Genomic DNA, 19,498 nt, shown 5'->3' with positions numbered 1-19,498 from the left:
GGCGGCCCGCCCGTAGGCTGTGACCAGGTGTTCCGCTGCGAGGAGGTCCCATGCCCGGCACTCCCCCGCCGGACTTCGCCGCGGCGCTGGCGGCCGGTCCGCTGGTGCTGGACGGCGGGCTGTCCGAACAGCTGGCGGCGGCCGGCCACGACCTGTCGGGCGCCCTGTGGTCGGCCCGGCTGCTCCTGGAGGCGCCGGAGGCGCTGGCGGCCGCGCACCGGGCGTACTTCGACGCGGGGGCCGAGGTCGTGATCACCGCGAGCTACCAGGCGAGCTTCGAGGGGTTCGCCCGGTGCGGGGTGGGCCGGGCGGGGGCGGAGCGGCTGCTGGCGCTCAGCGTGGAGCTGGCCCGGGAGGCCGCGGGCGGGGCGCCCGGCCGGCGGCGCTGGGTGGCGGCGTCGGTGGGGCCGTACGGGGCGGTGACCGCGGACGGGGCCGAGTACCGGGGCCGCTACGGCCTGGGCGTGGCCGAGCTGGAGGCGTTCCACCGGCCGCGGCTGGAGGTGCTGGCGGCGGCCGGGCCCGACCTGCTGGCGCTGGAGACGGTGCCGGACGCCGACGAGGCCAGGGCGCTGCTGCGGGCGGTGCGCGGGCTCGGGGTGCCCGCCTGGCTGTCGTTCGGCGCGGCGGGCGGGCGGACCCGGGCGGGGCAGCCGCTGGCGGAGGCGTTCGCGCTGGCCGCGGAGGTGGACGAGGTGGTGGCGGTGGGGGTGAACTGCTGCGATCCGCGGGAGGCGGACCGGGCGGTGGCGCTGGCGGCGCGGGTGACCGGCAAGCCGGTGGTGGCGTACCCGAACAGCGGCGAGGGCTGGGACGCCGGGGCCGGGCGGTGGCGCGGCGCGCCGACGTTCGCGGCGGGGCGGGTGGCCGGGTGGCTGGCGGACGGCGCGCGGCTGGTGGGCGGCTGCTGCCGGGTGGGGCCGGACCGGATCCGGGAGCTGGCCGACGAGGTGGCCCGCGTACGCTCCTGAGGCCGGGCCCGACCTGACCGGCCCGCGCGGTGCTCCGCCGGGCTCCCGGGGTGAGGTTACCGAGGGGGAAGGTGCACGGACGGGCCGCGGCCTGGCAGACTCGTGCCGTTACCACTGCGGTCGACATTGTCGACCGCCTGTCAGCGCGGAGGTACCAATGCCCGGCCCGATCCAGTCGCTCTCCCGGGCCGCCGCGATCATGCGCCTGCTGGCCGGCGGTGAGCGCCGCCTGGGCCTGTCGGAGGTCGCGACGGCGCTGGACCTGGCCAAGGGGACGGCGCACGGCATCCTGCGGACCCTCCAGCAGGAGGGGTTCGTGGAGCAGGACCCGGAGAGCGGCAAGTACCAGCTGGGCGCGGAGCTGCTGCGGCTCGGCCAGAGCTACCTGGACGTGCACGAGCTGCGCGCCCGGGCCCTGGTCTGGGCGGACGACCTGGCCAGGGCGGCCGGGGAGACCGTCTACCTGGGGGTGCTGCACCAGCAGGGCGTGCTGATCGTGCACCACGTCTTCCGGCCGGACGACACCCGGCAGGTGCTGGAGGTCGGCTCGATGCAGCCGCTGCACTCCACCGCGCTCGGCAAGGTCCTGCTGGCGTACGACCCGGTGGCGCGCGGCGAGCTCGGCGACGGGCCGTTCGAGCCGTACACCGCGCGGACGCTGACCTCGGCGGCCGACGTGGACGCCGAGGCGGCGCTGACCCGCGAACGGGGCTGGGCGGACTCGGTCGAGGAGACCTGGGAGGGCGTGGCCTCGATCGGCGCGCTGATCCAGGACCGGCGGCGCAACCCGGTCGGCGCGGTCTGCGTCAGCGGCGCGGTGGAGCGGGTCTGCGAGGACGGCTTCGTGCGGCCCTCGCTGGTCGCGTCGGTGCGCAGCGCCGCACGGGCGATCTCCCGGGACCTGGGCGCCGGGCGGTTCTGACCCCGGCCCCCGGGAGGCCCGGGCCGGGACGGCGGCGCCGGGGAACCGGGCGTCCACCGGAAACACGACGTTCACGCTGAGGCGCGGACAGGCGAGTCGCCTGTCCGCGCCTTACCGTTTTGTCCGAAATCGCAACTATCCAACCGGTGACACCGAGTAGCCGGACCAGCGAAGGGTCACAGCTGCGTAACCCGGCCTTGACGAGAGGGCGACCCGGGGAGGAAGCTTCCGCATGACGGTCGACATTGTCGAACGATGGCCGTGCGACTCGATCCCACAGAGCGCTCACCCGCCCCCGCGGTCGCCCGGCCCCTGCCCCCACCCGCACCTCCGGGCCATATGGACAAGGGAGTCTTTGTGTCCGCGTTCTCCAACGGCGACATCTTCGTCGGCGAAACCCTCGGCACCGCCGCCCTGATACTTCTCGGCGGTGGCGTCTGTGCCGCCGTGACGCTCAAGAAGTCGAAGGCCCTCAACGCCGGCTGGCTGGCGATCACCTTCGGCTGGGGCTTCGCGGTGATGATCGCCGCCTACATGTCGGCCCCGAAGTCCGGCGCCCACCTGAACCCGGCCGTCACCCTGGCCCTCGCCGTGGACAGCGGCGACTGGGGCAAGGTCCCGCTCTACCTCGGCTCCCAGCTGCTCGGCGCGATGATCGGCGCCGTCTTCGTCTGGCTCACCTACCTCGGCCAGTTCCAGGCCAACCAGGAGCCCACCCTCGGCATCTTCTCGACCGGTCCCGAGATCCGGAACCCGGTCCAGAACCTGCTCACCGAGGTCATCGGCACCTTCGTGCTCTGCCTCGGCATCCTCACCCAGGGCCTCACCAAGGGCCTCGGCCTCTCCGGCACCGGCATCCTGATCGTCGCCTTCACCGTGGTCGGCATCGGCCTGTCGCTCGGCGGCCCGACCGGGTACGCCATCAACCCGGTCCGCGACCTGGGCCCGCGCATCGTCCACTCGCTGCTGCCGATCCCCAACAAGGGCGGCTCCGACTGGTCCTACGCCTGGATCCCGGTGGTCGGCCCCGTCATCGGCGGCCTGCTGGCCGGCGGCCTGTACCACGTCGCGTTCTGACCCACGGGTTTCCACCCGACCCGAGCACGGGGACTGACCGAGAGTCGGACCCACCCACCCCCGAACACCGCTGAACGAGCCGAGGACCCTCATGACCTCCACTGGCACTGGCAACTACATCGCCGCGATCGACCAGGGCACCACCTCCAGCCGCTGCATCATCTTCGGCGCGGACGGCCGGATCGTCTCCGTCGACCAGCAGGAGCACCGGCAGATCTTCCCCCAGCCGGGCTACGTCGAGCACGACGCCGCCGAGATCTGGACCCGGGTGCAGTCGGTCGTCCGCGGCGCGCTGGAGAAGGCCGGCCTGACCAAGGACGACATCCGCGCGATCGGCATCACCAACCAGCGCGAGACCACCGTCCTGTGGGACCGCCACACCGGCGAGCCGGTGCACAACGCCCTGGTGTGGCAGGACACCCGGACCGAGGCGCTCTGCCGCGAGCTGGGCCGCAACGTCGGCCAGGACCGCTTCCGCCGCGAGACCGGCCTCCCGCTGGCCAGCTACTTCGCCGGTCCGAAGATCCGCTGGCTGCTGGACAACATCGAGGGCCTGCGGGAGCGCGCCGAGGCCGGCGACATCCTCTTCGGCACCATGGACACCTGGGTCATCTGGAACCTCACCGGCGGCGTCGAGGGCGGCAAGCACGTCACGGACGTGACCAACGCCAGCCGCACCATGCTGATGAACCTCCAGACCCTCGCCTGGGACGAGAAGATCGCCGAGTCGATGGGCGTGCCGATGGCCGTCCTCCCGGAGATCCGCTCCTCCGCCGAGATCTACGGCGAGGCCGTCGGCGACCTGGCCGGCGTGCCGGTCGCGGCCGCGCTCGGCGACCAGCAGGCCGCGCTGTTCGGCCAGACCTGCTTCAACGAGGGCGAGGCCAAGTCGACCTACGGCACCGGCACCTTCCTGCTGCTGAACACCGGCGAGAAGATCGTCAACTCCTACCACGGCCTGCTGACCACCGTCGGCTACCGGATCGGCGACCAGAAGCCGGTCTACGCGCTGGAGGGCTCGATCGCCGTCACCGGCTCGCTCGTCCAGTGGCTGCGGGACCAGCTCGGCATCATCTCGACCGCCGCCGAGATCGAGACCCTCGCCAACACCGTCGAGGACAACGGCGGCGCCTACTTCGTCCCGGCCTTCTCCGGCCTGTTCGCCCCGTACTGGCGCTCCGACGCCCGCGGTGTGATCGCCGGACTCACCCGGTACGTCACCAAGGGCCACCTGGCCCGGGCCGTCCTGGAGGCCACCGCCTGGCAGACCCGCGAGGTCGTCGACGCCATGCAGAAGGACTCCGGGGTCGAGCTCACCGCCCTCAAGGTCGACGGCGGCATGACCAGCAACAACCTGCTCATGCAGAACATCGCCGACGTCCTGGACGCCCCGGTCGAGCGCCCGTACGTGGCCGAGACCACCGCCCTCGGCGCCGCCTACGCGGCCGGCCTGGCGGTCGGCTTCTGGAGCGACCTCGACACCCTGCGGGCCAACTGGCACCGCGCCGCCGAGTGGACCCCGCGCATGGACGAGGCCACCCGGGAGCGCGAGTACAAGAAGTGGCTCAAGGCCGTCGAGCGCACCATGGGCTGGGTGGAGGAGGACGAGAACAACTGATCGCGAAGCCGGTCGGGGCCCCGTGCCCCGGCCGGCCCGCTCCCGTTTCACCGGCCCGCCGCACCGGGCCGACCCGGCCTCTCCCAGGGGCCGTACGCACACCGAGAGGAGTAGCGGCGCCGCCCGACCCGCGCGCGCCGTACACACACCATGGCAACCATCCCGACCCTGGGCGCCGAGCGCACCGCCGGCCACACCGCCTCCCGTGCCGAGACCCGCGAGCTGCTCGGCAAGGCCACCTACGACCTGCTGGTGATCGGGGGCGGCATCCTCGGCACCGCCGTCGCCTGGACGGCCTCCCAGGCCGGTCTGAAGGTCGCCATGGTCGACGCCGGCGACTTCGCCGGCGCCACCTCCAGCGCCTCCTCCAAGCTGGTCCACGGCGGTCTGCGCTACCTGCAGACCGGCGCGGTCAGGCTGGTCGCAGAGAACCACAAGGAGCGCCGCGCGCTCGCCACCGACGTCGCCCCGCACCTGGTCAACCCGCTGACCTTCTTCGTGCCGGTCTACAAGGGCGGTCCGCACAGCGCGCCCAAGCTCGGCGCCGGCGTCTTCCTCTACTCCGCCCTCTCGGCGTTCCGCGACGGCATGGGCCGGGTCTCCACCGCCGCGCACGCCGCGCAGCAGGTGCCCGCGCTGCGCACCGAGGGCCTGCGCTCGGTGGCCGTCTACGGCGACCACCAGATGAACGACTCCCGCGTCGCGGTGATGACGGTGCGCGCCGCCGTCGACGCCGGCGCGGTCGTGCTGAACCACGCAGAGGTCACCGGCCTGCGCTTCACCGGCGGCCGGGTCACCGGCGCCGACCTCAAGGACCGCCTGGACGGCACCGAGTTCGGCGTCGACGCCCGCCTGGTGCTCAACGCCACCGGCCCGTGGGTGGACCACCTGCGCCGGATGGAGGACGCCGGCGCCGCGCCGTCGATCCGCCTCTCCAAGGGCGCCCACGTCGTCGTCAAGCGCCGCTCGCCGTGGCGCGCCGCGCTGACCATCCCGATCGACAAGTACCGCGTCTCCTTCGCCATCCCGTGGGAGGACCACGTCCTGCTCGGCACCACCGACGAGGAGTACACCGGCGACCCGCAGGACGTCCGGGCCACCGAGGCGGACATCGACCAGATCATGGGCGAGGCCGCGCACGCGATCCGCGACGAGCACCTCGACCGCGACCTGATCACCTACTCCTTCGCCGGCCTGCGGGTGCTGCCCGGCGGCCCCGGCGACACCGCCGCCGCCAAGCGCGAGACGGTCGTCACCGAGGGCAAGGGCGGCATGCTGTCGGTCGCCGGCGGCAAGTGGACCACCTACCGGCACATCGGCCGGACCGTGCTGGAGAAGCTGGCCCACGTGCCCGGCACCTCCCTCGGCGAGGACATGTCCCCGATCGCCGCGACCGTCCCGCTGCCGGGCGTCGGCGCGCCGAACGCCGTCGCGCACCGCCTGCTGATCGACCGCGAGCCGGGCTCCCGGATGGAGCCGCTGGTGGCCAGGCACCTGGCCAGCCACTACGGCACCCTCTCCTTCGAGATCGCCCGCATGATCGACGAGAACCCGGAGCTCGGCCGGCCGATCCACGAGGACGGCCCGGACGTCTGGGCGCAGGTCGCCTACGCGGCCGACAGCGAGTGGGCGTACACCGTGGACGACGTGCTGCGCCGCCGCACCACGATGACCGTCCGCGGTCTGGACACGCCGGAGATCCGCAACGAGGTCGAGGCCTTCCTGGGCAAGCGCCAGGGCAAGTAGGGCCGCGGCCGGACCGCGCCGGGCGGGCACCCCAGGGCTGGGGGTGCCCGCCCTCCGGCGTGTCCGGGCCCGGGCGGCGCCCCGGCCGGCGTGACCACCGCGAGCTACGCGGGCGTCTACGGCAACGGCACCGCGGACCGGGCCCGGCGCAGCATCGGGGTCCGCCGCGAGTACGGCCAGGACTGCACCGACTTCGTCTCCAAGGCGCTGTACCACGGCGGCGGCATGCGGACCCGGCAGGGCGACCGCACCCGGGACTACGCCTGGTGGGACCAGGGCTACCTGTTCTGGAAGCCCTTCAAGAGCTACACCTGGTCCGCCGCGCAGAACCTCTACAATCACCTGACCGGCTACCGGTACACGCAGTCGATCATGAGCGTGCACTCGGCCAAGCCCGGTGACCTGGTGTTCTTCAAGTGGTACACCGACCGGGGGATCAACCACGCCGCCGTCGTGGTGAGTTACGGACGGAAGATGGAACTGCGCCAGCACGGTCCGACCGACCAGACCACGCTCTACGACGCCCTGGCCCGCCAGCGCCGCTTCGGCACGCCGGTCGAGCGGTTCTGGATCGTCCGCCCGCTGGGCCGCTCCTGATGGCTCGCCGGTGGAAGGCGGCGACCGCCGCCGCCCTCGCAGCCGCCGTCGCCGCCTCCGGGGCCACCGCCTGGTGGCTCTCCGGGGACGACGGGCTGCGGTACGCCGACGACTACGCGGGCCACGAGCCGCTGAGGGTCGTCGGCTACCCCTCCACCGGCAGCCTGCGGCTCACCCAGGAGGTGGTGTGGCGGCTCGCCGACGGCTCGCACGACGAGCTGGCGGCGCTGGCCACCTCCGACGGGTCGGCCGCCGAGGCCGGCACCACGGCGGAGAACTGGGTCCGGAGCTTCCAGGAGGGGGCGCGGGGCCCGGTGACCGCCGAGTTCCACGGCGAGGGTTCGGTCCGGCAGTCCGTGGTGCTCTACTTCGAGCGCAGCCGGCAGGTCAAACAGCTGAAGCTGCGCCTCGACGGGATCGGCGGCGCGGACGGCTGGCGGGTCCTGCTGCGGGAGACCGACCCGCAGGAGGCCGCCGCCCCGCCCACCTGGGCACCGGCGACACCCGGCGGCACCCTGCCGCCGGCCGTGCGGTGACTCCGCCGGAACCGGCCTGAACGGCGGACGGGCGGGCGCTCCTTCGAGGAGCGCCCGCCCGTCCGCCGTTTCCGGGGCCGGCCCGCGCCGGCCGGCCCCCGGTACCGCTAGATGATCAGGCTGAGCGGCATGATCAGGGCGATCGCGACCACCGAGATCACCGTCTCCATCACCGACCAGGACTTCAGGGTCTGCCCGACGCTCATCCCGAAGTACTCCTTCACCAGCCAGAAGCCGGCGTCGTTGACGTGCGAGAAGAACAGCGAGCCGGCACCGATCGCGAGCACCAGCAGGGCCGCGTGGGTGGAGGACATGTCGGCGGCCAGCGGGGCGACGATGCCGGCCGCGGTGATGGTGGCCACCGTCGCGGACCCGGTGGCGAGGCGGATCAGCACGGCGATCAGCCAGCCGAGCAGCAGCGCCGAGATGTGCCACCGGGCGGACCACTCGCTGACCGCGTTGCCGACGCCCACGTCGATCAGGGTCTGCTTGAAGCCGCCGCCCGCGCCGACGATGAAGACGATGCCGGCGATCGGGCCGAGCGACTTGCCGACCGTGTCGGAGATCCGGTTCCGGTCGAACCCGGCCGCCCTGCCGAGGGTGACCATGCCGAGCAGGGTCGCGGCGAGCAGGGCGATCAGCGGCGAGCCGATGAAGTCGAACACCCGCTGCGGAAGCGCCTTCGGGTCGTCGACGACGACGTCGGCCAGCGCCTTGCCGAGCATCAGCACCACCGGCAGCAGGATGGTCGCCAGGACGGCACCGAAGGACGGGGTGTGCTCGGGCCGCTCGGCGGTCCCGGCCGGGGCGGTGTTCTCCGGGACCTCCAGCGGGCCGACCCAGCGCTCGGCGACGCGGGCGAACAGCGGCCCGGCGACGACCAGGGTCGGGACGGCGATCAGCAGGCCGAGGGCGAGGGTGATGCCGAGGTCGGCGTTCAGCGCGTCGACGGCGACCAGCGGGCCCGGGTGCGGCGGCACCAGGCCGTGCAGGACCGAGAGTCCGGCCAGGGCCGGGATGCCGATCCGCATCAGCGGGACGTTGCCCCGGCGGGCCACCAGCAGCACGATCGGGATCAGCAGGACCACACCGACCTCGAAGAACAGCGGCAGGCCGAGCACGGCCGCGATCAGCGCCATCGCCCAGGGCAGCGCCTTCGGGCCGGAACGGGCAAGCACGGTGTCGGCGATGATGTTCGCCCCGCCCGAGTCGGCGAGCAGCTTGCCGAGCATCGCGCCCAGGCCGATCAGCAGGCCGACGCCGGCCACGGTGGCGCCGAAGCCCGTGGAGAAGCTGCCTAGCAGCTTGTCGAAGGGGGCGCCCGCGACGGCCGCCAGCAGCCCCGAGCCGAGGGTGAGGGCCAGGAACGGGTGCAGCTTGAGCCTGGTGATCAGCAGGACGATGGCGCCGATGCTGAGCAGGACCGCGATCAACAGCCGGATGTCGCTGTCGGTGTGCGGCAGGGCCGGTGGGGCGGCCGCGAGGAGGGTGGTCACGCGAGGTCTCCATTGACGGGCCGCAGCAGCGCCACGGCCTTCTCGACGAGCTGTTCGGGGGACGGGCCGACGTCCAGGACGGCGCCTCGCTCGTCCGCGCCGAGGGGTTCCAGGGCGGCGTACTGCGAGTCCAGCAGCGACGTCGGCATGAAGTGGCCGGTGCGGTGGGCGAGCCGGTCCTCGACCAGCCGGTGACCGCCGCAGAGGTGCAGGAACCAGGCGTCCGGGCAGGCGGCGCGGAGGATGTCGCGGTAGCCGTGCTTCAGCGCCGAGCAGGTGACCACGCCGCCGGTGCCCGCCTCGGTGCGCTCCGCCAGCCAGGCGCCGACGGCGCGCAGCCAGGGGGCGCGGTCCTGGTCGTCCAGCGGGGTGCCGGCCGACATCTTGGCGATGTTGGCGGCCGGGTGGAAGTCGTCCGCCTCGGCGAAGGGGAGGCCGAGGCGGTCTGCCAGGAGGCGGGCCAGGGTGGTCTTGCCGACGCCCGAGACGCCCATCACGACGACGGTGAGGGGTGTCTCCCGGGTGTCGTGGTTCTCGACGCTGAGAGCCATGGGTGGTGCTCCTTCGTTGCCTGGCCGCCACTATCGCCTCAAAGATATGACGTATTCAAGTGCTAGAAATCAAATCGTCATACTTTTACTGGAGGGCTGGCGCGCCCTGCGGACCGGGGTCGGGGGCTCCGCGCCCCGCCCGGGCGTCTAGGCTGGGCGGATGGAGATCCAGGGGCTGCCCGGCCGACTGCTCGCGGAGCTGGGGCCGGCCATCGCGTCCGGGGAGGTTCCCGAAGGCGCCGTCCTGCGCGCCGAGGAGCTGGAGGAGCGGTTCGGGGTGTCGCGGACCGTGGTCCGCGAGTCGGTGCGGATCCTGGAGGGGATGCGCATGGTGGCCTCCCGCCGCCGGGTCGGGATCACCGTGCAGCCCAAGTCGGACTGGGACGTCTTCGACCCCCTGGTGATCCGCTGGCGGCTGGCCGGCGCCGACCGGCCCGCGCAGCTGCGCTCCCTCGGCTCGCTCCGGCTGGCCGTCGAACCCGCCGCGGCCGCCCTCGCGGCGCACCACGCCACCGACGACGAACGGCGCCGACTCAGCGCCCTGGCGGTCGAGTTGACGGTGACCGCGCGCGCCGCCGACCTGGCCGCCTTCCTCCGGCACGACATCGAGTTCCACGCCACCGTGCTGCGAGCCTCCCGCAACGAGATGTTCGCGCACCTCGGCGACACCGTCGGGGCGGTGCTGACCGGCAGGACCGAGTACCATCTGATGCCCCATCAGCCCGAGCCGTACGCGATCCGGCTGCACCGCGAGGTCGCGGAGGCGGTCTGCGCGGGGGACGCCGAGCACGCGGAGCGGGCGATGCGGACGATCGTGGCGGGCGCACTGGAGGAGCTCGGCCGCCAACTGGGCTGAGCCCGCCGGGGTTTCGGCCGCTCTGGGCCCGATCACACGATTTGGTGTCAGTTCGGCGGATTCGCGCGCATAGTCCGGGTACGACAGGGCAGAGTGGTGCGCAGGGGCGCGTTCCGGGGCGCCCGTCCCCGCGGAGTCCCGCCCGCCCCGGCCGTGTCCACCCGTTGTCCGCCTGCTGTCCGCCCGTGTCCACCCGCGTACGCCGCCGTGACCGCGCCTGGGGGTCGCCCGATGTCATCCGCACGCCGACGCCGCCGCCTGCCCGACGAGGTACGGACCTCCGTCGTCCGCGCGGTGCTCTGCCTCTCCTTCACCCTGGTCGGCATCGTGCTCGCGACGCTGTCCTCGTACGCGGACAGCTGGCTGATGACGCCCGCGCTGATGGCGATGGGGCTCGGGGTGTTCGGCACGATGTGGTGCCTGCTGGAGATCCTGATCTCCCGCCAGGTGGCCGCGCAGCGGATGCGCGGGCCGAACTCCGCCTCCCCGATGGCCGGCAGCCGGGTGCCGGGAGCGGCGGGCCCGGCGGGTGTGCCGGGACCGGCGGGTCCGCGGGGGCAGGCGGGTCCGCGGGGGCAGGCGGGTCCGCGGGGGCAGGCGGGGCCGAGGGGCGCTCCCGCACGGCCCGGGCAGGCGTACCCGCAGACGTACCCGCCGGGGCATGCGCCGGGGCATGCGCCGGGGCATCCGCAGGCCTACCCGCCCGCACACCCGCAGGCGTACCCGCGGACGCCTCCGCCGGCAGGTGCGCAGCCGCCCCCGGCCGGACGGCCGCCCGCCTCCCCGCCGAGACAGCCGCCGGCCGGTGCCGGACCGCGTCAGCCCGAGGTGACCACCCGGTAGTGGGTGGTCAGCCGGCCCGCGTCGTCCAGCACGTGGAAGGCGACCATCGGCGGCTGCTCGAAGGTGACGTCCGGCCCGCCCTCGCAGGCCAGCGCGACGGTGGAGACCACCCCCGGCGCGACCAGCAGCGGCAGTCCGGCGAAGGTGGTGGCCGCCGCCGTGTGGGCGTGGCCGCAGAGCAGCGCCCGCACCCGGGGGTGACGGGCCAGCACCTCGGCGAGCCGCTCCTCGCCGAACTGCCGGATCGGGTCCACGTACGGCAGGTTCAGCGGCACCGGCGGGTGGTGGAAGGCCACCAGCGCGGGACGCTCCGGCCCGCCCTCGGCGAGGGCGCCGTCCAGCCAGCCGAGGGTCTCCTCGTCGAGCAGGCCGTCGTGGCGGCCCGGTATCGAGGAGTCGAGCATCAGCACGTCCGCGCCGGGCAGCCGGTGCAGCCGGTTGACCGGGCCGCCGGCGGGCTCCTCGCCGAGCAGCACCTCCCGGTAGGGCCCGCGCACGTCGTGGTTGCCCGGACAGAGCAGCACCGGGTGACGGGACCTCAGCACCTCGGCGACCTCGCGGTACTCGGCCGGAAGGCCGTGGTCCGCGAGGTCGCCGGAGACCAGGACGGCGTCCGGCGCGCCGGGCAGGGCGTCGAGGTACGCCATCACCCGCTCGGCCCGCCGGCGGGCCCGCGCGCCGCCGTCCCCGTCGTGGTCCTGGCCCAGGTGGATGTCGCTGAAGTGAACGATCGTCAACATGGGCCCACCGTACGTTCGACCGCTACGGGGCGGGAACCTCCGCCGGCCGCTTGAACATCCGGGTGGCGGTGATCTCCCCGTGGACGGCCGGGCCGTCCGGGTCCTGCGGAGCCGGCAGGCCGGGACGCAGGTGCTCCTCCACCGAGATGTACTTCAGCCCCGCCCTCAGGTCGGCGTCGTTGCGCAGCCGGATGACCAGCGGGAACTCGGCGAGCGCCGTCGTGTCGAAGAGCCCGGTGGTGTAGATCAGCTGGACGCCGAGGGCGTCGGCCACCGCGCGCTGGAGCTCCAGCAGGTAGGTGGCGTTGGCCCGGCCGATCGGGTTGTCCAGGAACAGCGTGCCCGCGTGCCGCAGCTGGGACTGGCCGCGGTCGTTGGCGCGCAGCGCGGCCATCGTGCAGTACAGCGCGATCGCCGCGGTGAGCAGCTGGCCGCCGGAGAAGACGTCCGACATCTGGCCGACCCCGACCCGCTCGGCGCGCAGCACCGCGTCGGGCTTGAGGATCTCGACCGAGACGCCGCGCGGGCCGATCGCGGCCGCGACGCCGCGCAGCAGCAGGGACATGCCGTCGCGGCGCAGGTCGCTGTTCTTCCGGACGGCCGCCCGGGTGGCCTCGTCGATGACCTCGCCGAGCCGCTCGACGAGGGTGGCGTGGTCCGGGTCCTCGAAGCGGATCCGCAGGAACTCCTGGCCCGACCACTCCCCCAGGCCCTCGGGCAGCCGGGAGAGCCGCTGGGCGGCGCGCAGGGTGGTGAGCGAGGACTCGACCAGGCCGCGCAGGCGGTCGACGATCGAGCCGCGGTTGCGCTCCAGCTGGGCGAGCTCGTCGGTGAGCACGCGCAGCCGGGGGGCGAAGGCGACGGCCCAGGCGGCGGCGTGGTCGGGCAGTGCGGCGGCGGGCAGTTCGCGGATCTGCTGGCGGGCCGGGGTGCGGACGGCCTCGTAGCGGGCGGCGTTGGCGTGCCGGACCAGGGCGTCGGAGGCGTCGCGGACCGAGAGCTCGGCGGCGGAGAGCTCGCCGGCGGCGGTGCGGAGCACCCGGCGGGCCTCCGCGGCGGCGGCGCGGGCGTCGGCGAGCGGGCCGAGGTACGGCTCGGCCGGCTGGTCCGCGTCGTCCTGGTGCTCGCGCAGGCCGTCACGGAGCTGCCCGGCGTGCTCGTCGAAGTCGGCGGCCGCGGTCTGGGCGGCGTCGAAGGTGCGCTGGAGGTCGGCGTGCGCGGTGCGGGCGGCGTCCAGGGCCTCGCGGCGTTCGGCGAGCCGGCTGGTGGCGGTGCGCAGCAGGGTCTGGGCGTGCTCGGGGTCGGTGGGGACGAGCTCCTCGGGGAGCTCGGTGTGCGCCTCGCCGTCGGCCGGGGCGGAGCGTTCGGCCTCGCCCCGGAGCCGGCCGAGCTGCTCGCTGGCGCCCGCGGAGCGGGCCTCGATGGTGGCGACCAGTTCCTCGGCGCGGGCCGCCGCGGCCTGGCGGGCCGGGCCGTCGGCGCCGTCGGGGCTGCCCAGCAGCTCCTCGGCGCGGGTGCGGACCTTGTTGGTCAGGCGGTCGAGCTCGGTCGCGGCGGCGGCCTCGTCGCCCTCGGCGCGGGCCTGCTCGGCGCGCAGGTCGGCGCCGACGCCGACCTTCTCGTACAGCTGGGAGGCGGAGCGGTAGGCCTCGCGGAGCGCGGGCAGCGCGGCGGGGGCCGTCCCGGCGGGCTCGTCGTCCTGTTCGGCGGCGGGGATCTCGGCGCGTTCGGCCCGCAGGGTGCGGGCGGTGCGCCGGGCGTCGTCGGCGGCGCGCTGGGCCGCGCGGCGGTCCTCGTCGCAGGTGCGGGCGCGTTCGGCGCAGACGGCCTGGCGGCGGTCGCACTCGGCGGCGTCCTCGGCGAGCTCGCGCTGGCGGCGGCTCCAGTTGGCGCGCTCGCGCAGCCGGAAGGCGAGGCCGGAGAGGGCGTCGGCGCGGCGGCGGGCGTGCTGGGCGGCCTCGCGGTGCTCCTCGTGGGCGGAGGCGGCGGCGGCGTGGTCGGTCTCGGCCTCGTCGTGGTCCGCGCGCAGGGTGGCCAGGGCGGCGGCGGCCTGCTCGGCGTGCTCGCGGGCGGCGGCGGCGGCCTCGGTGAGCTCGCTGAGGGTGCCGGGCGGGCAGCTGGCATGCCAGGAGGCGAGCCGGGCGGCGAGCGCGCGGTCGCCGCCGAGCCGGGCGGCGAGTTCGCGGATGTGCTCCTCGCGGGCGGTGGCGCGGGCGCGCAGCTCGCGGCGCTCGTCGTCGGCGGCGGACTCGTCGTGCATAGCCGGGTTCGGCGGCACCAGGAAGAAGGCCGGCTCGTCGGTGATCGGGGCGATCAGCGAGGCGGCGGCGCCGACGGCCACGGTGGAGCGGGGCAGCAGCGCGGCGGCCTGGAGGGCCTCGCGGGCCCGGTCGAGGGAGTCGGCGTCGGTGATGACGACGCCGTCGACGAGCTCGGGGCGGGCGGCGAGGATCGCCTCGTGGTCGACCGGGTCGACGGACTGCGCGAGGTAGCGCCAGCCGGGCAGCGCGGGGATGCCGTGCTCGGCCAGGTACTCGACGGTCGCGAGGACGTCCGGGCCGGGCGGCAGCAGGCCGCCGTCACCGAGCGCGGCGAGGATGCGGGAGTCGTCGGCGGCGGCGGTGCGCAGGTCGAACAGGGTGCGTTCGGCGGTGGCGATGGCCTCGTCGAGGAGTTCGCGCAGGTACTCGGCGTTGCGGTCGAGCACCGCGGGGGTGAGGAAGCCGGCGTCCTCGTCGACGCCCGAGCCGTCCTCGTGCCAGTCGGTGGGGGCGGGGGTGAGCGAGAGCAGGTCGGCGAGCCTGGGCTCGGTGGCGAGCAGGGCCGCGGTGCGCTGCTCGGTGGCGAGCGCCCGGGCGGCGGCCTTGCGGGCGTCGGTGGCGCGGGCGTCGGCGAGTTCGGCGCGGCCGGTGGCGGTGGCGGACTCGCGCAGCCGGGCGGCGGCCGACTCGGCGGCGGCGCGGGCCCGGGCGAGGGCGGCGCTGGCGGTCTTCTCGACGTCGGCGGCGTGCAGCGCGGCGCGGGCCGGGTCCGGCTCCGCGGTGTCGGGGTCGATCCAGCCGGCCTCGACGGCGGCCTCGGTCTCCTGCTCGACCTCGGCGAGGCGCTGGCGCAGGTGGTCGGCCTCGCTGCGGGCCTTCTGCGCGGCGGTGGCGGCCTCGGTCGCGTCGGTCTGCGACTTGGCGCCGTCCGCCTGGAGTTCGGCGGCGCGCTGCTCCTCGGTGTCGGCGCGCTCCTCGACGGCCGCGGCGGCGCTCTCCAGGGCGCGGGCCAGGGCGCCGGCGGCGCGGGCGCGGGCGGCCAGCGCGGGGGCGGCGTCCAGCTCGGCCTCGCGGATGGCGGCGGCGACCCTGGCCACCCGGTCGGCGGCGGCGCGCTGGCGGAGCACCGCCTCGGCGGCCTGCCAGGCGGAGTGCAGGGTGCGGGCGTCGGTGAGTTCGCGGCGCAGGGCGGCGGCCTCGGCGGTGGCCGCGGCCAGGGCGAGGGTGGCGTGCCGGTGGGTGAGTTCGGCGGCGATCAGGGTGTGCCGGGTGCGGTCGGTCTCGGCGGCGGTGACGGCGCCCGCGGCGGCGGCGACCTCGACGGCGAGGTCCTGGGCGCGGTCGCGTTCGGCGGCGGCCCGGGAGCCGAGGGCCTGGGCGAGCCGGCGGGCGCGGCGTTCGGCGCTGCGGTGGGCCTCGCGGACGGTCTCGCGGGCGGTGGTGGACTCGGCGATGCGCTCCAGCAGTTCCAGCGAGCCGGCCGTGAAGTCGCGTTCGGCGGTGAGTTCGGAGCGCAGGCCGAGCTTGGCGGCGAAGCCGTGGACCAGGTCGGCGAGGCCGTCGGTGTCCCGGGTGTCGGTGACGGCGCGCAGCAGCAGGTCGGTGAAGTCCTTGTCCTGCTTGACCGCGAAGAGACCGGCCGCCTCGCCCTCGTCCGCGTTCATCTCGCGCTGGTAGCGGAAGAGTTCGGGGTCGAGGCCGAGCTCGCCGAGGTGTTCCGTCCAGCGGTCGTGGCCGTCCTCGAAGACCAGGTCCAGGTGCGGATGGGCCTTGCCGGCCTCGGTGAGGGCGTCCCGGAACCCCTTCATGGTGCGGCGGCGGCCGCGGGCCTTCTGGTCGCCGGCCAGGCTGATCCGCTCGGAGACCGGGAGGGAGTCCAGGGTGAGGCCGGGGCCGGGGCGGAAGGAGTACCAGGTCTCGGCGAACTTGCGCGGGTCGGAGGAGACCTGGCGGCCGCGCCACTCGCTGACCTTGCCGACCACGATCAGCTCGCCGGTGACGGTGTGCTGCCACTCCAGGGCGACGTGGCCGCAGTCGTCGGCGAGCAGGAACTTCCGGAGCACGCCGGAGCTGGCCCCGCCGAGGGTGTTGCGGTGGCCGGGGAGCATCACCGAGAAGATCAGCTTGAGCAGGACGGACTTGCCGCCGCCGTTCTCCAGGAAGAGCACGCCGGCGGGCGCCGGGCGGCGCACCGGGCCGTCGGCCTCCTCGCCGAACAGGCCGATCTGCTGCGGGGCCGGGTCGGCGACGGGCTCGCCCACGCCGCGCAGGTCGAGCACCGTGTCGGCGTAGCGGGCGCCGGCCGGTCCGATCGAGTAGAGGCGGACCCGGTTGAGCTCGTACATGTGCGGCAGTTCTCCAGGAGGCGGGTGGGCGGGGAGCCGGCTCGGACGGTGGGTGGTGCGGGGTCGGAGGGGGTGGTGCGGGGTCGGAGGGGGCGGCGGGGCGGATTCGTCCGGCGCTCAGGAGGCTGGGGGGCCGGGCCTGAGGGCCTGAGGGCTGGGGGTGCGGGGCGGGGCCTGGGGGCCGGGGGTCAGAGGGAGTGGAACGGGAGGCCGGCGTCGGCGACCAGTTCGTCCCCGGTGTCCGGGGGCAGCAGGGTGGCGGTGCCGTCGGAGACCGGGACGACGCCGAGGTCGAGCAGTTCGGCCATGGCGGCGCTGCCGGCCAGGTCACGCACCTGGAGCTGGTAGCGGGCGGTGGTGCGGTAGGTGCCGCCGGAGTCGTCCGAGACCTTCTGCAGGAAGCCGGAGTCGACCAGGAACAGCACCGCCTTGGCGACGATGCCGATGGTGGAGCCGGAGAGCCGGCGGGCGTCCTTCGTGGCGCCGGTGGCGGTGCGCCGGGCCCAGACCCGCCAGGCGGCCTCCAGGCCGGGGGCGTCGCTGTGCGGGTCGGTGTTGGCGCCGTCCGAGGTGGCCTGCTCCTCCAGGCGGCGGCAGGCCTGGCGGACGAAGGAGTCGACGCCGTTGACGGTGATCCGGCCGAGGTAGCCGTCGTCGGCGAGGTCCTCGGGCCGGGGGAACGCCATCGCGGCGACGGCGAGGTGGGCCAGGCCGTGCAGGAAGCGGTCGGTGGACTCGGAGGCGGCGCGGCGCGAGTAGTCGCCCATCCGGACGGCGAAGACCGACTCCTCGGCGGCGGCGACGGCCATGCCGGCGCGCGGCGACACCTCCAGGACGACCAGGCCCATGCCGGTGGCGACGGCGTCGGCGAGCCGGGCGAACGGCGGGTCCTCGCGGTGGCGGCGGACCAGTTCGGCGTACTCGGCGTCGCGGGCCGGGAGCAGCTTGGCCTGGAGGCCGAAGGAGACCAGCCGGGCGGCGTCGGCGACGTCGGCCGGGGTGATCGGCGCGGGCGCGGCGGGCTCGGCCTCGGGCGCCCAGGACGTGTCGTGGTGGGTCGTCACGGGCGGTGCTCCTCGGGGGCGTTGCTGGGGGTTCGGGGGGTGGTCCGGTGGGCGGCGGGTCGGTCGGCCGGGTCGGCCGGGCTGACCTGGTCGGCCGGGTTCGCCGGGATAGCCGTGTTCGCCGGGTTCGCCTGGTCGGCCGGGTGACTGTCCGGTGGGGTGGGCCGGTGGTCGGTCGTCCTGTGACGGGTCCTGTGACTGGTCGGCATGCGGGTCAGCCGGCGTCCTTGCGGTCGGCCGCCATGCCGACCGCGTCGAGCAGGGCGCTGCCGACGATGAGGTCGGCGCCGCCGAACTCCGGGTCGCGCAGCACCGTCCCGTCGTCGACCGCGAAGAGCAGCCGCTCCTCGCCCTGCCGGTAGGCGGTGCCGACCGGCGGGCTGGCCGCGTGCACGGCGAGCAGGGCCACCAGGTACGGGAGCTCCGGATCCTGCTCGCGGGCGTCGGCGAGCAGACCGGAGAGCCGGCGGGGTGCGTCGGCCGGCAGGTCGAGCAGCACCAGCGCGGCCTCCAGCTGGGCCTCGGAGAAGCGGCTGTCGTCGGGAGTGGCGACGAGGTCGGGGTCGGGCAGCTCGACGCCCAGGTGCTCGCGCTCGACCGGCGGGGTCAGCAGCAGGTCGACCAGGTCGGAGAGCCGGACCGAGACGGGCGTGCGCAGGCCGACGCCGCGGGCGAAGAACGCACCGGTGGGCCGGACGGCCTGCTCTATCGGCAGCCGCAGGACGGGGGCGAGCAGCTGGCCGTAGAGGTCGACGCCGCTGCGGGCGCCGGGGGTGGCGAAGGCCTGCCGGTCCTGCTCGGCACGGAACAGCGGGCCCGCCTCCAGCAGCCTGGTCTGCAGCTGGGTGTGGCGGCGGATGCAGTCCTTGACGATGTCGACCAGCTCGGCGGCGCGGCGCTTGTGCTCCTGGTCCTCCGCCTCGTCGCGGGCCTTGCGGATGTTGGTGAGAATCGCGTTCTCGTGCCGGTAGCGGTCGGCGATGTGGTCGAGGGCCTCGTCGATGAGGTCCGGAACGGCCTGCATCCAGTCGACGGCACGGACGTTGCGCCGGGTGGCGTCCAGGGCGCGGCGCAGCGTCTCGGCGTACTGGACGGTCCGGTAGCGGGCCTGCTCGGCGGCGAGCTGGGCGTCGGCCAGGCGGCCGCGCCGGATCAGCACCTCCAGCTTGACCTCGGCGGCGATCTGGGCCGACGTGACGTCGGTGTCGAGCGCGCCGACCAGGACGTTGACCGCCTCGTCGGTGGTCCGCAGGTAGACGCCGCCGTCGGGGCCCGGGACCTCCTCGATCAGCTTGAAGTCGTAGTCGCGGCGGACGTACGCGCCCTCGGCGTCGAAGGTGCCGTAGACGGCGCGGAAGCCGCGGTCCACGCTGCCGACGTTGATCAGCGACTCCAGCACCCAGCGGCCGACCCGCTGGTGCTCGGCGGCGGACCGGGCGGGCGCCTGGGCGGCGACCCTGGGCAGCAGCCGGGCCAGCACTATCTCGCGGTCGGCGCCGGTGTCGAAGTCCATGTTGAGGGTGACCAGGTCGATCGCGGCGAGCCCGACCTCGGCCATCGCGTAGCCGCCGTACTCGCCGGCCAGCATGACCTTGCGGCTGTCCAGGTCGTGCAGCGGCGCGGTGCAGGCCAGCGCCTTGAGCCGGCGGGCCAGGCCCTCGTCGGCGGCGGGGCCGGGCGCGGGCCGCGCGGCGGCGACGGCGGGCCCGGCGGGCGGCCGGGAGCCGAGCTCGGTGGGCTGGTCAGCGATGGCGGTCACGGTGGACAAGACTAGAGGTAGGCGCCGACATCGACCGAAACGGACCTTACGGGCACCAGGGTGCGGAGGGCGGGACGGTGGGCCCGGGGGGCGTGGCGGGGCGGCAGCCCGGGGCG

General features: G+C 75.0%; 15 protein-coding genes. 9 read left to right on the top strand and 6 right to left on the bottom strand.

Features of this window, described 5'->3' with window-relative positions:
* Positions 1 to 50 precede the first annotated feature (50 nt).
* The 7 genes from mmuM to OG550_RS31465 all read left to right on the top strand — a co-directional run bounded on the left by mmuM (position 51) and on the right by OG550_RS31465 (position 7,467).
* Positions 51 to 971, top strand: a complete 921-nt coding sequence (gene mmuM, locus OG550_RS31495) for a homocysteine S-methyltransferase (RefSeq protein ID WP_327683285.1) — start codon at positions 51 to 53, stop codon at positions 969 to 971.
* Between the two features lie 157 nt (positions 972 to 1,128).
* Positions 1,129 to 1,893 carry an IclR family transcriptional regulator gene (locus tag OG550_RS31490; protein ID WP_327683283.1) on the top strand — a complete coding sequence of 255 codons (765 nt, stop codon included), beginning with the start codon at positions 1,129 to 1,131 and terminating at the stop codon, positions 1,891 to 1,893.
* A 339-nt stretch (positions 1,894 to 2,232) separates the two neighbouring features.
* A complete protein-coding gene (locus OG550_RS31485; protein ID WP_442906111.1) occupies positions 2,233 to 2,970 on the top strand; it encodes an MIP/aquaporin family protein in 738 nt (245 codons plus the stop codon).
* 91 nt (positions 2,971 to 3,061) lie between these two features.
* Positions 3,062 to 4,588 carry a glycerol kinase GlpK gene (gene glpK, locus OG550_RS31480; RefSeq protein WP_327683279.1) on the top strand — a complete coding sequence of 509 codons (1,527 nt, stop codon included), beginning with the start codon at positions 3,062 to 3,064 and terminating at the stop codon, positions 4,586 to 4,588.
* 150 nt (positions 4,589 to 4,738) lie between these two features.
* Positions 4,739 to 6,334 carry a glycerol-3-phosphate dehydrogenase/oxidase gene (locus OG550_RS31475; protein ID WP_327683277.1) on the top strand — a complete coding sequence of 532 codons (1,596 nt, stop codon included), beginning with the start codon at positions 4,739 to 4,741 and terminating at the stop codon, positions 6,332 to 6,334.
* 90 nt (positions 6,335 to 6,424) lie between these two features.
* Positions 6,425 to 6,931, top strand: coding sequence for an amidase domain-containing protein (locus tag OG550_RS31470; protein WP_327683275.1), 507 nt, complete (start codon positions 6,425 to 6,427; stop codon positions 6,929 to 6,931).
* Positions 6,931 to 7,467 (top strand): hypothetical protein, encoded by a 537-nt coding sequence (locus OG550_RS31465; protein ID WP_327683273.1) that lies wholly within the window; start codon positions 6,931 to 6,933, stop codon positions 7,465 to 7,467. Before OG550_RS31470 ends, OG550_RS31465 begins: the two co-directional genes overlap by 1 nt.
* Positions 7,468 to 7,574: 107 nt before the next feature.
* On the opposite strand, the gene OG550_RS31460 is transcribed toward OG550_RS31465, so the two are convergent.
* Together OG550_RS31460 and OG550_RS31455 are read right to left on the bottom strand one after the other, a co-directional pair.
* Entirely contained in the window at positions 7,575 to 8,963 is a 1,389-nt protein-coding gene (locus tag OG550_RS31460; protein ID WP_327683271.1) for a GntT/GntP/DsdX family permease, read from the bottom strand.
* The gene (locus OG550_RS31455; RefSeq protein WP_327683269.1) at positions 8,960 to 9,514 is read right to left on the bottom strand and encodes a gluconokinase; all 555 of its coding nucleotides are present in this window, start codon (positions 9,512 to 9,514) and stop codon (positions 8,960 to 8,962) included. Before OG550_RS31455 ends, OG550_RS31460 begins: the two co-directional genes overlap by 4 nt.
* A 160-nt stretch (positions 9,515 to 9,674) precedes the next feature.
* Between OG550_RS31455 and OG550_RS31450 the strand changes: the two genes are divergently transcribed.
* Both OG550_RS31450 and OG550_RS31445 read left to right on the top strand, forming a co-directional pair.
* On the top strand, positions 9,675 to 10,370 hold the full coding sequence (locus OG550_RS31450) for a FadR/GntR family transcriptional regulator (protein ID WP_327683267.1): 696 nt from the start codon (positions 9,675 to 9,677) through the stop codon (positions 10,368 to 10,370).
* A gap of 231 nt (positions 10,371 to 10,601) precedes the next feature.
* On the top strand, positions 10,602 to 11,213 hold the full coding sequence (locus tag OG550_RS31445; protein ID WP_327683265.1) for a hypothetical protein: 612 nt from the start codon (positions 10,602 to 10,604) through the stop codon (positions 11,211 to 11,213).
* Here OG550_RS31445 and OG550_RS31440 read toward each other — a convergent pair.
* The 4 genes from OG550_RS31440 to OG550_RS31425 form a co-directional block, all read right to left on the bottom strand.
* Positions 11,189 to 11,953, bottom strand: a complete 765-nt coding sequence (locus OG550_RS31440; RefSeq protein WP_327683264.1) for a metallophosphoesterase — start codon at positions 11,951 to 11,953, stop codon at positions 11,189 to 11,191. The two genes, OG550_RS31445 and OG550_RS31440, sit on opposite strands and share 25 nt — an antisense overlap.
* A gap of 22 nt (positions 11,954 to 11,975) precedes the next feature.
* Positions 11,976 to 16,559, bottom strand: coding sequence for a hypothetical protein (locus OG550_RS31435; protein WP_327683262.1), 4,584 nt, complete (start codon positions 16,557 to 16,559; stop codon positions 11,976 to 11,978).
* 188 nt (positions 16,560 to 16,747) lie between these two features.
* Positions 16,748 to 17,623 carry a hypothetical protein gene (locus OG550_RS31430; protein ID WP_327683260.1) on the bottom strand — a complete coding sequence of 292 codons (876 nt, stop codon included), beginning with the start codon at positions 17,621 to 17,623 and terminating at the stop codon, positions 16,748 to 16,750.
* 214 nt (positions 17,624 to 17,837) lie between these two features.
* A complete protein-coding gene (locus OG550_RS31425) occupies positions 17,838 to 19,373 on the bottom strand; it encodes a hypothetical protein (RefSeq protein ID WP_442906196.1) in 1,536 nt (511 codons plus the stop codon).
* Between the last annotated feature and the right edge of the window lie 125 nt (positions 19,374 to 19,498).

Origin of the sequence: Kitasatospora sp. NBC_00458, from assembly GCF_036013975.1 — a bacterium.
Lineage (GTDB): Bacteria > Actinomycetota > Actinomycetes > Streptomycetales > Streptomycetaceae > Kitasatospora.
The sequence above is the reverse complement of the archived record's forward strand: the minus strand, read 5'-3'. Positions and strand labels throughout refer to the sequence as shown.

Bases quoted from the DNA above. Each gene is read 5' to 3' on its own strand.
- OG550_RS31455 (WP_327683269.1), bottom strand. From the start codon at position 9,514: ATGGCTCTCAGCGTCGAGAACCACGACACCCGGGAGACACCCCTCACC.
- glpK (WP_327683279.1), top strand. From the start codon at position 3,062: ATGACCTCCACTGGCACTGGCAACTACATCGCCGCGATCGACCAGGGC.
- OG550_RS31490 (WP_327683283.1), top strand. From the start codon at position 1,129: ATGCCCGGCCCGATCCAGTCGCTCTCCCGGGCCGCCGCGATCATGCGC.
- mmuM (WP_327683285.1), top strand. From the start codon at position 51: ATGCCCGGCACTCCCCCGCCGGACTTCGCCGCGGCGCTGGCGGCCGGT.
- OG550_RS31465 (WP_327683273.1), top strand. From the start codon at position 6,931: ATGGCTCGCCGGTGGAAGGCGGCGACCGCCGCCGCCCTCGCAGCCGCC.
- OG550_RS31450 (WP_327683267.1), top strand. From the start codon at position 9,675: ATGGAGATCCAGGGGCTGCCCGGCCGACTGCTCGCGGAGCTGGGGCCG.
- OG550_RS31435 (WP_327683262.1), bottom strand. From the start codon at position 16,559: ATGTACGAGCTCAACCGGGTCCGCCTCTACTCGATCGGACCGGCCGGC.
- OG550_RS31440 (WP_327683264.1), bottom strand. From the start codon at position 11,953: ATGTTGACGATCGTTCACTTCAGCGACATCCACCTGGGCCAGGACCAC.
- OG550_RS31445 (WP_327683265.1), top strand. From the start codon at position 10,602: ATGTCATCCGCACGCCGACGCCGCCGCCTGCCCGACGAGGTACGGACC.
- OG550_RS31475 (WP_327683277.1), top strand. From the start codon at position 4,739: ATGGCAACCATCCCGACCCTGGGCGCCGAGCGCACCGCCGGCCACACC.
- OG550_RS31485 (WP_442906111.1), top strand. From the start codon at position 2,233: ATGGACAAGGGAGTCTTTGTGTCCGCGTTCTCCAACGGCGACATCTTC.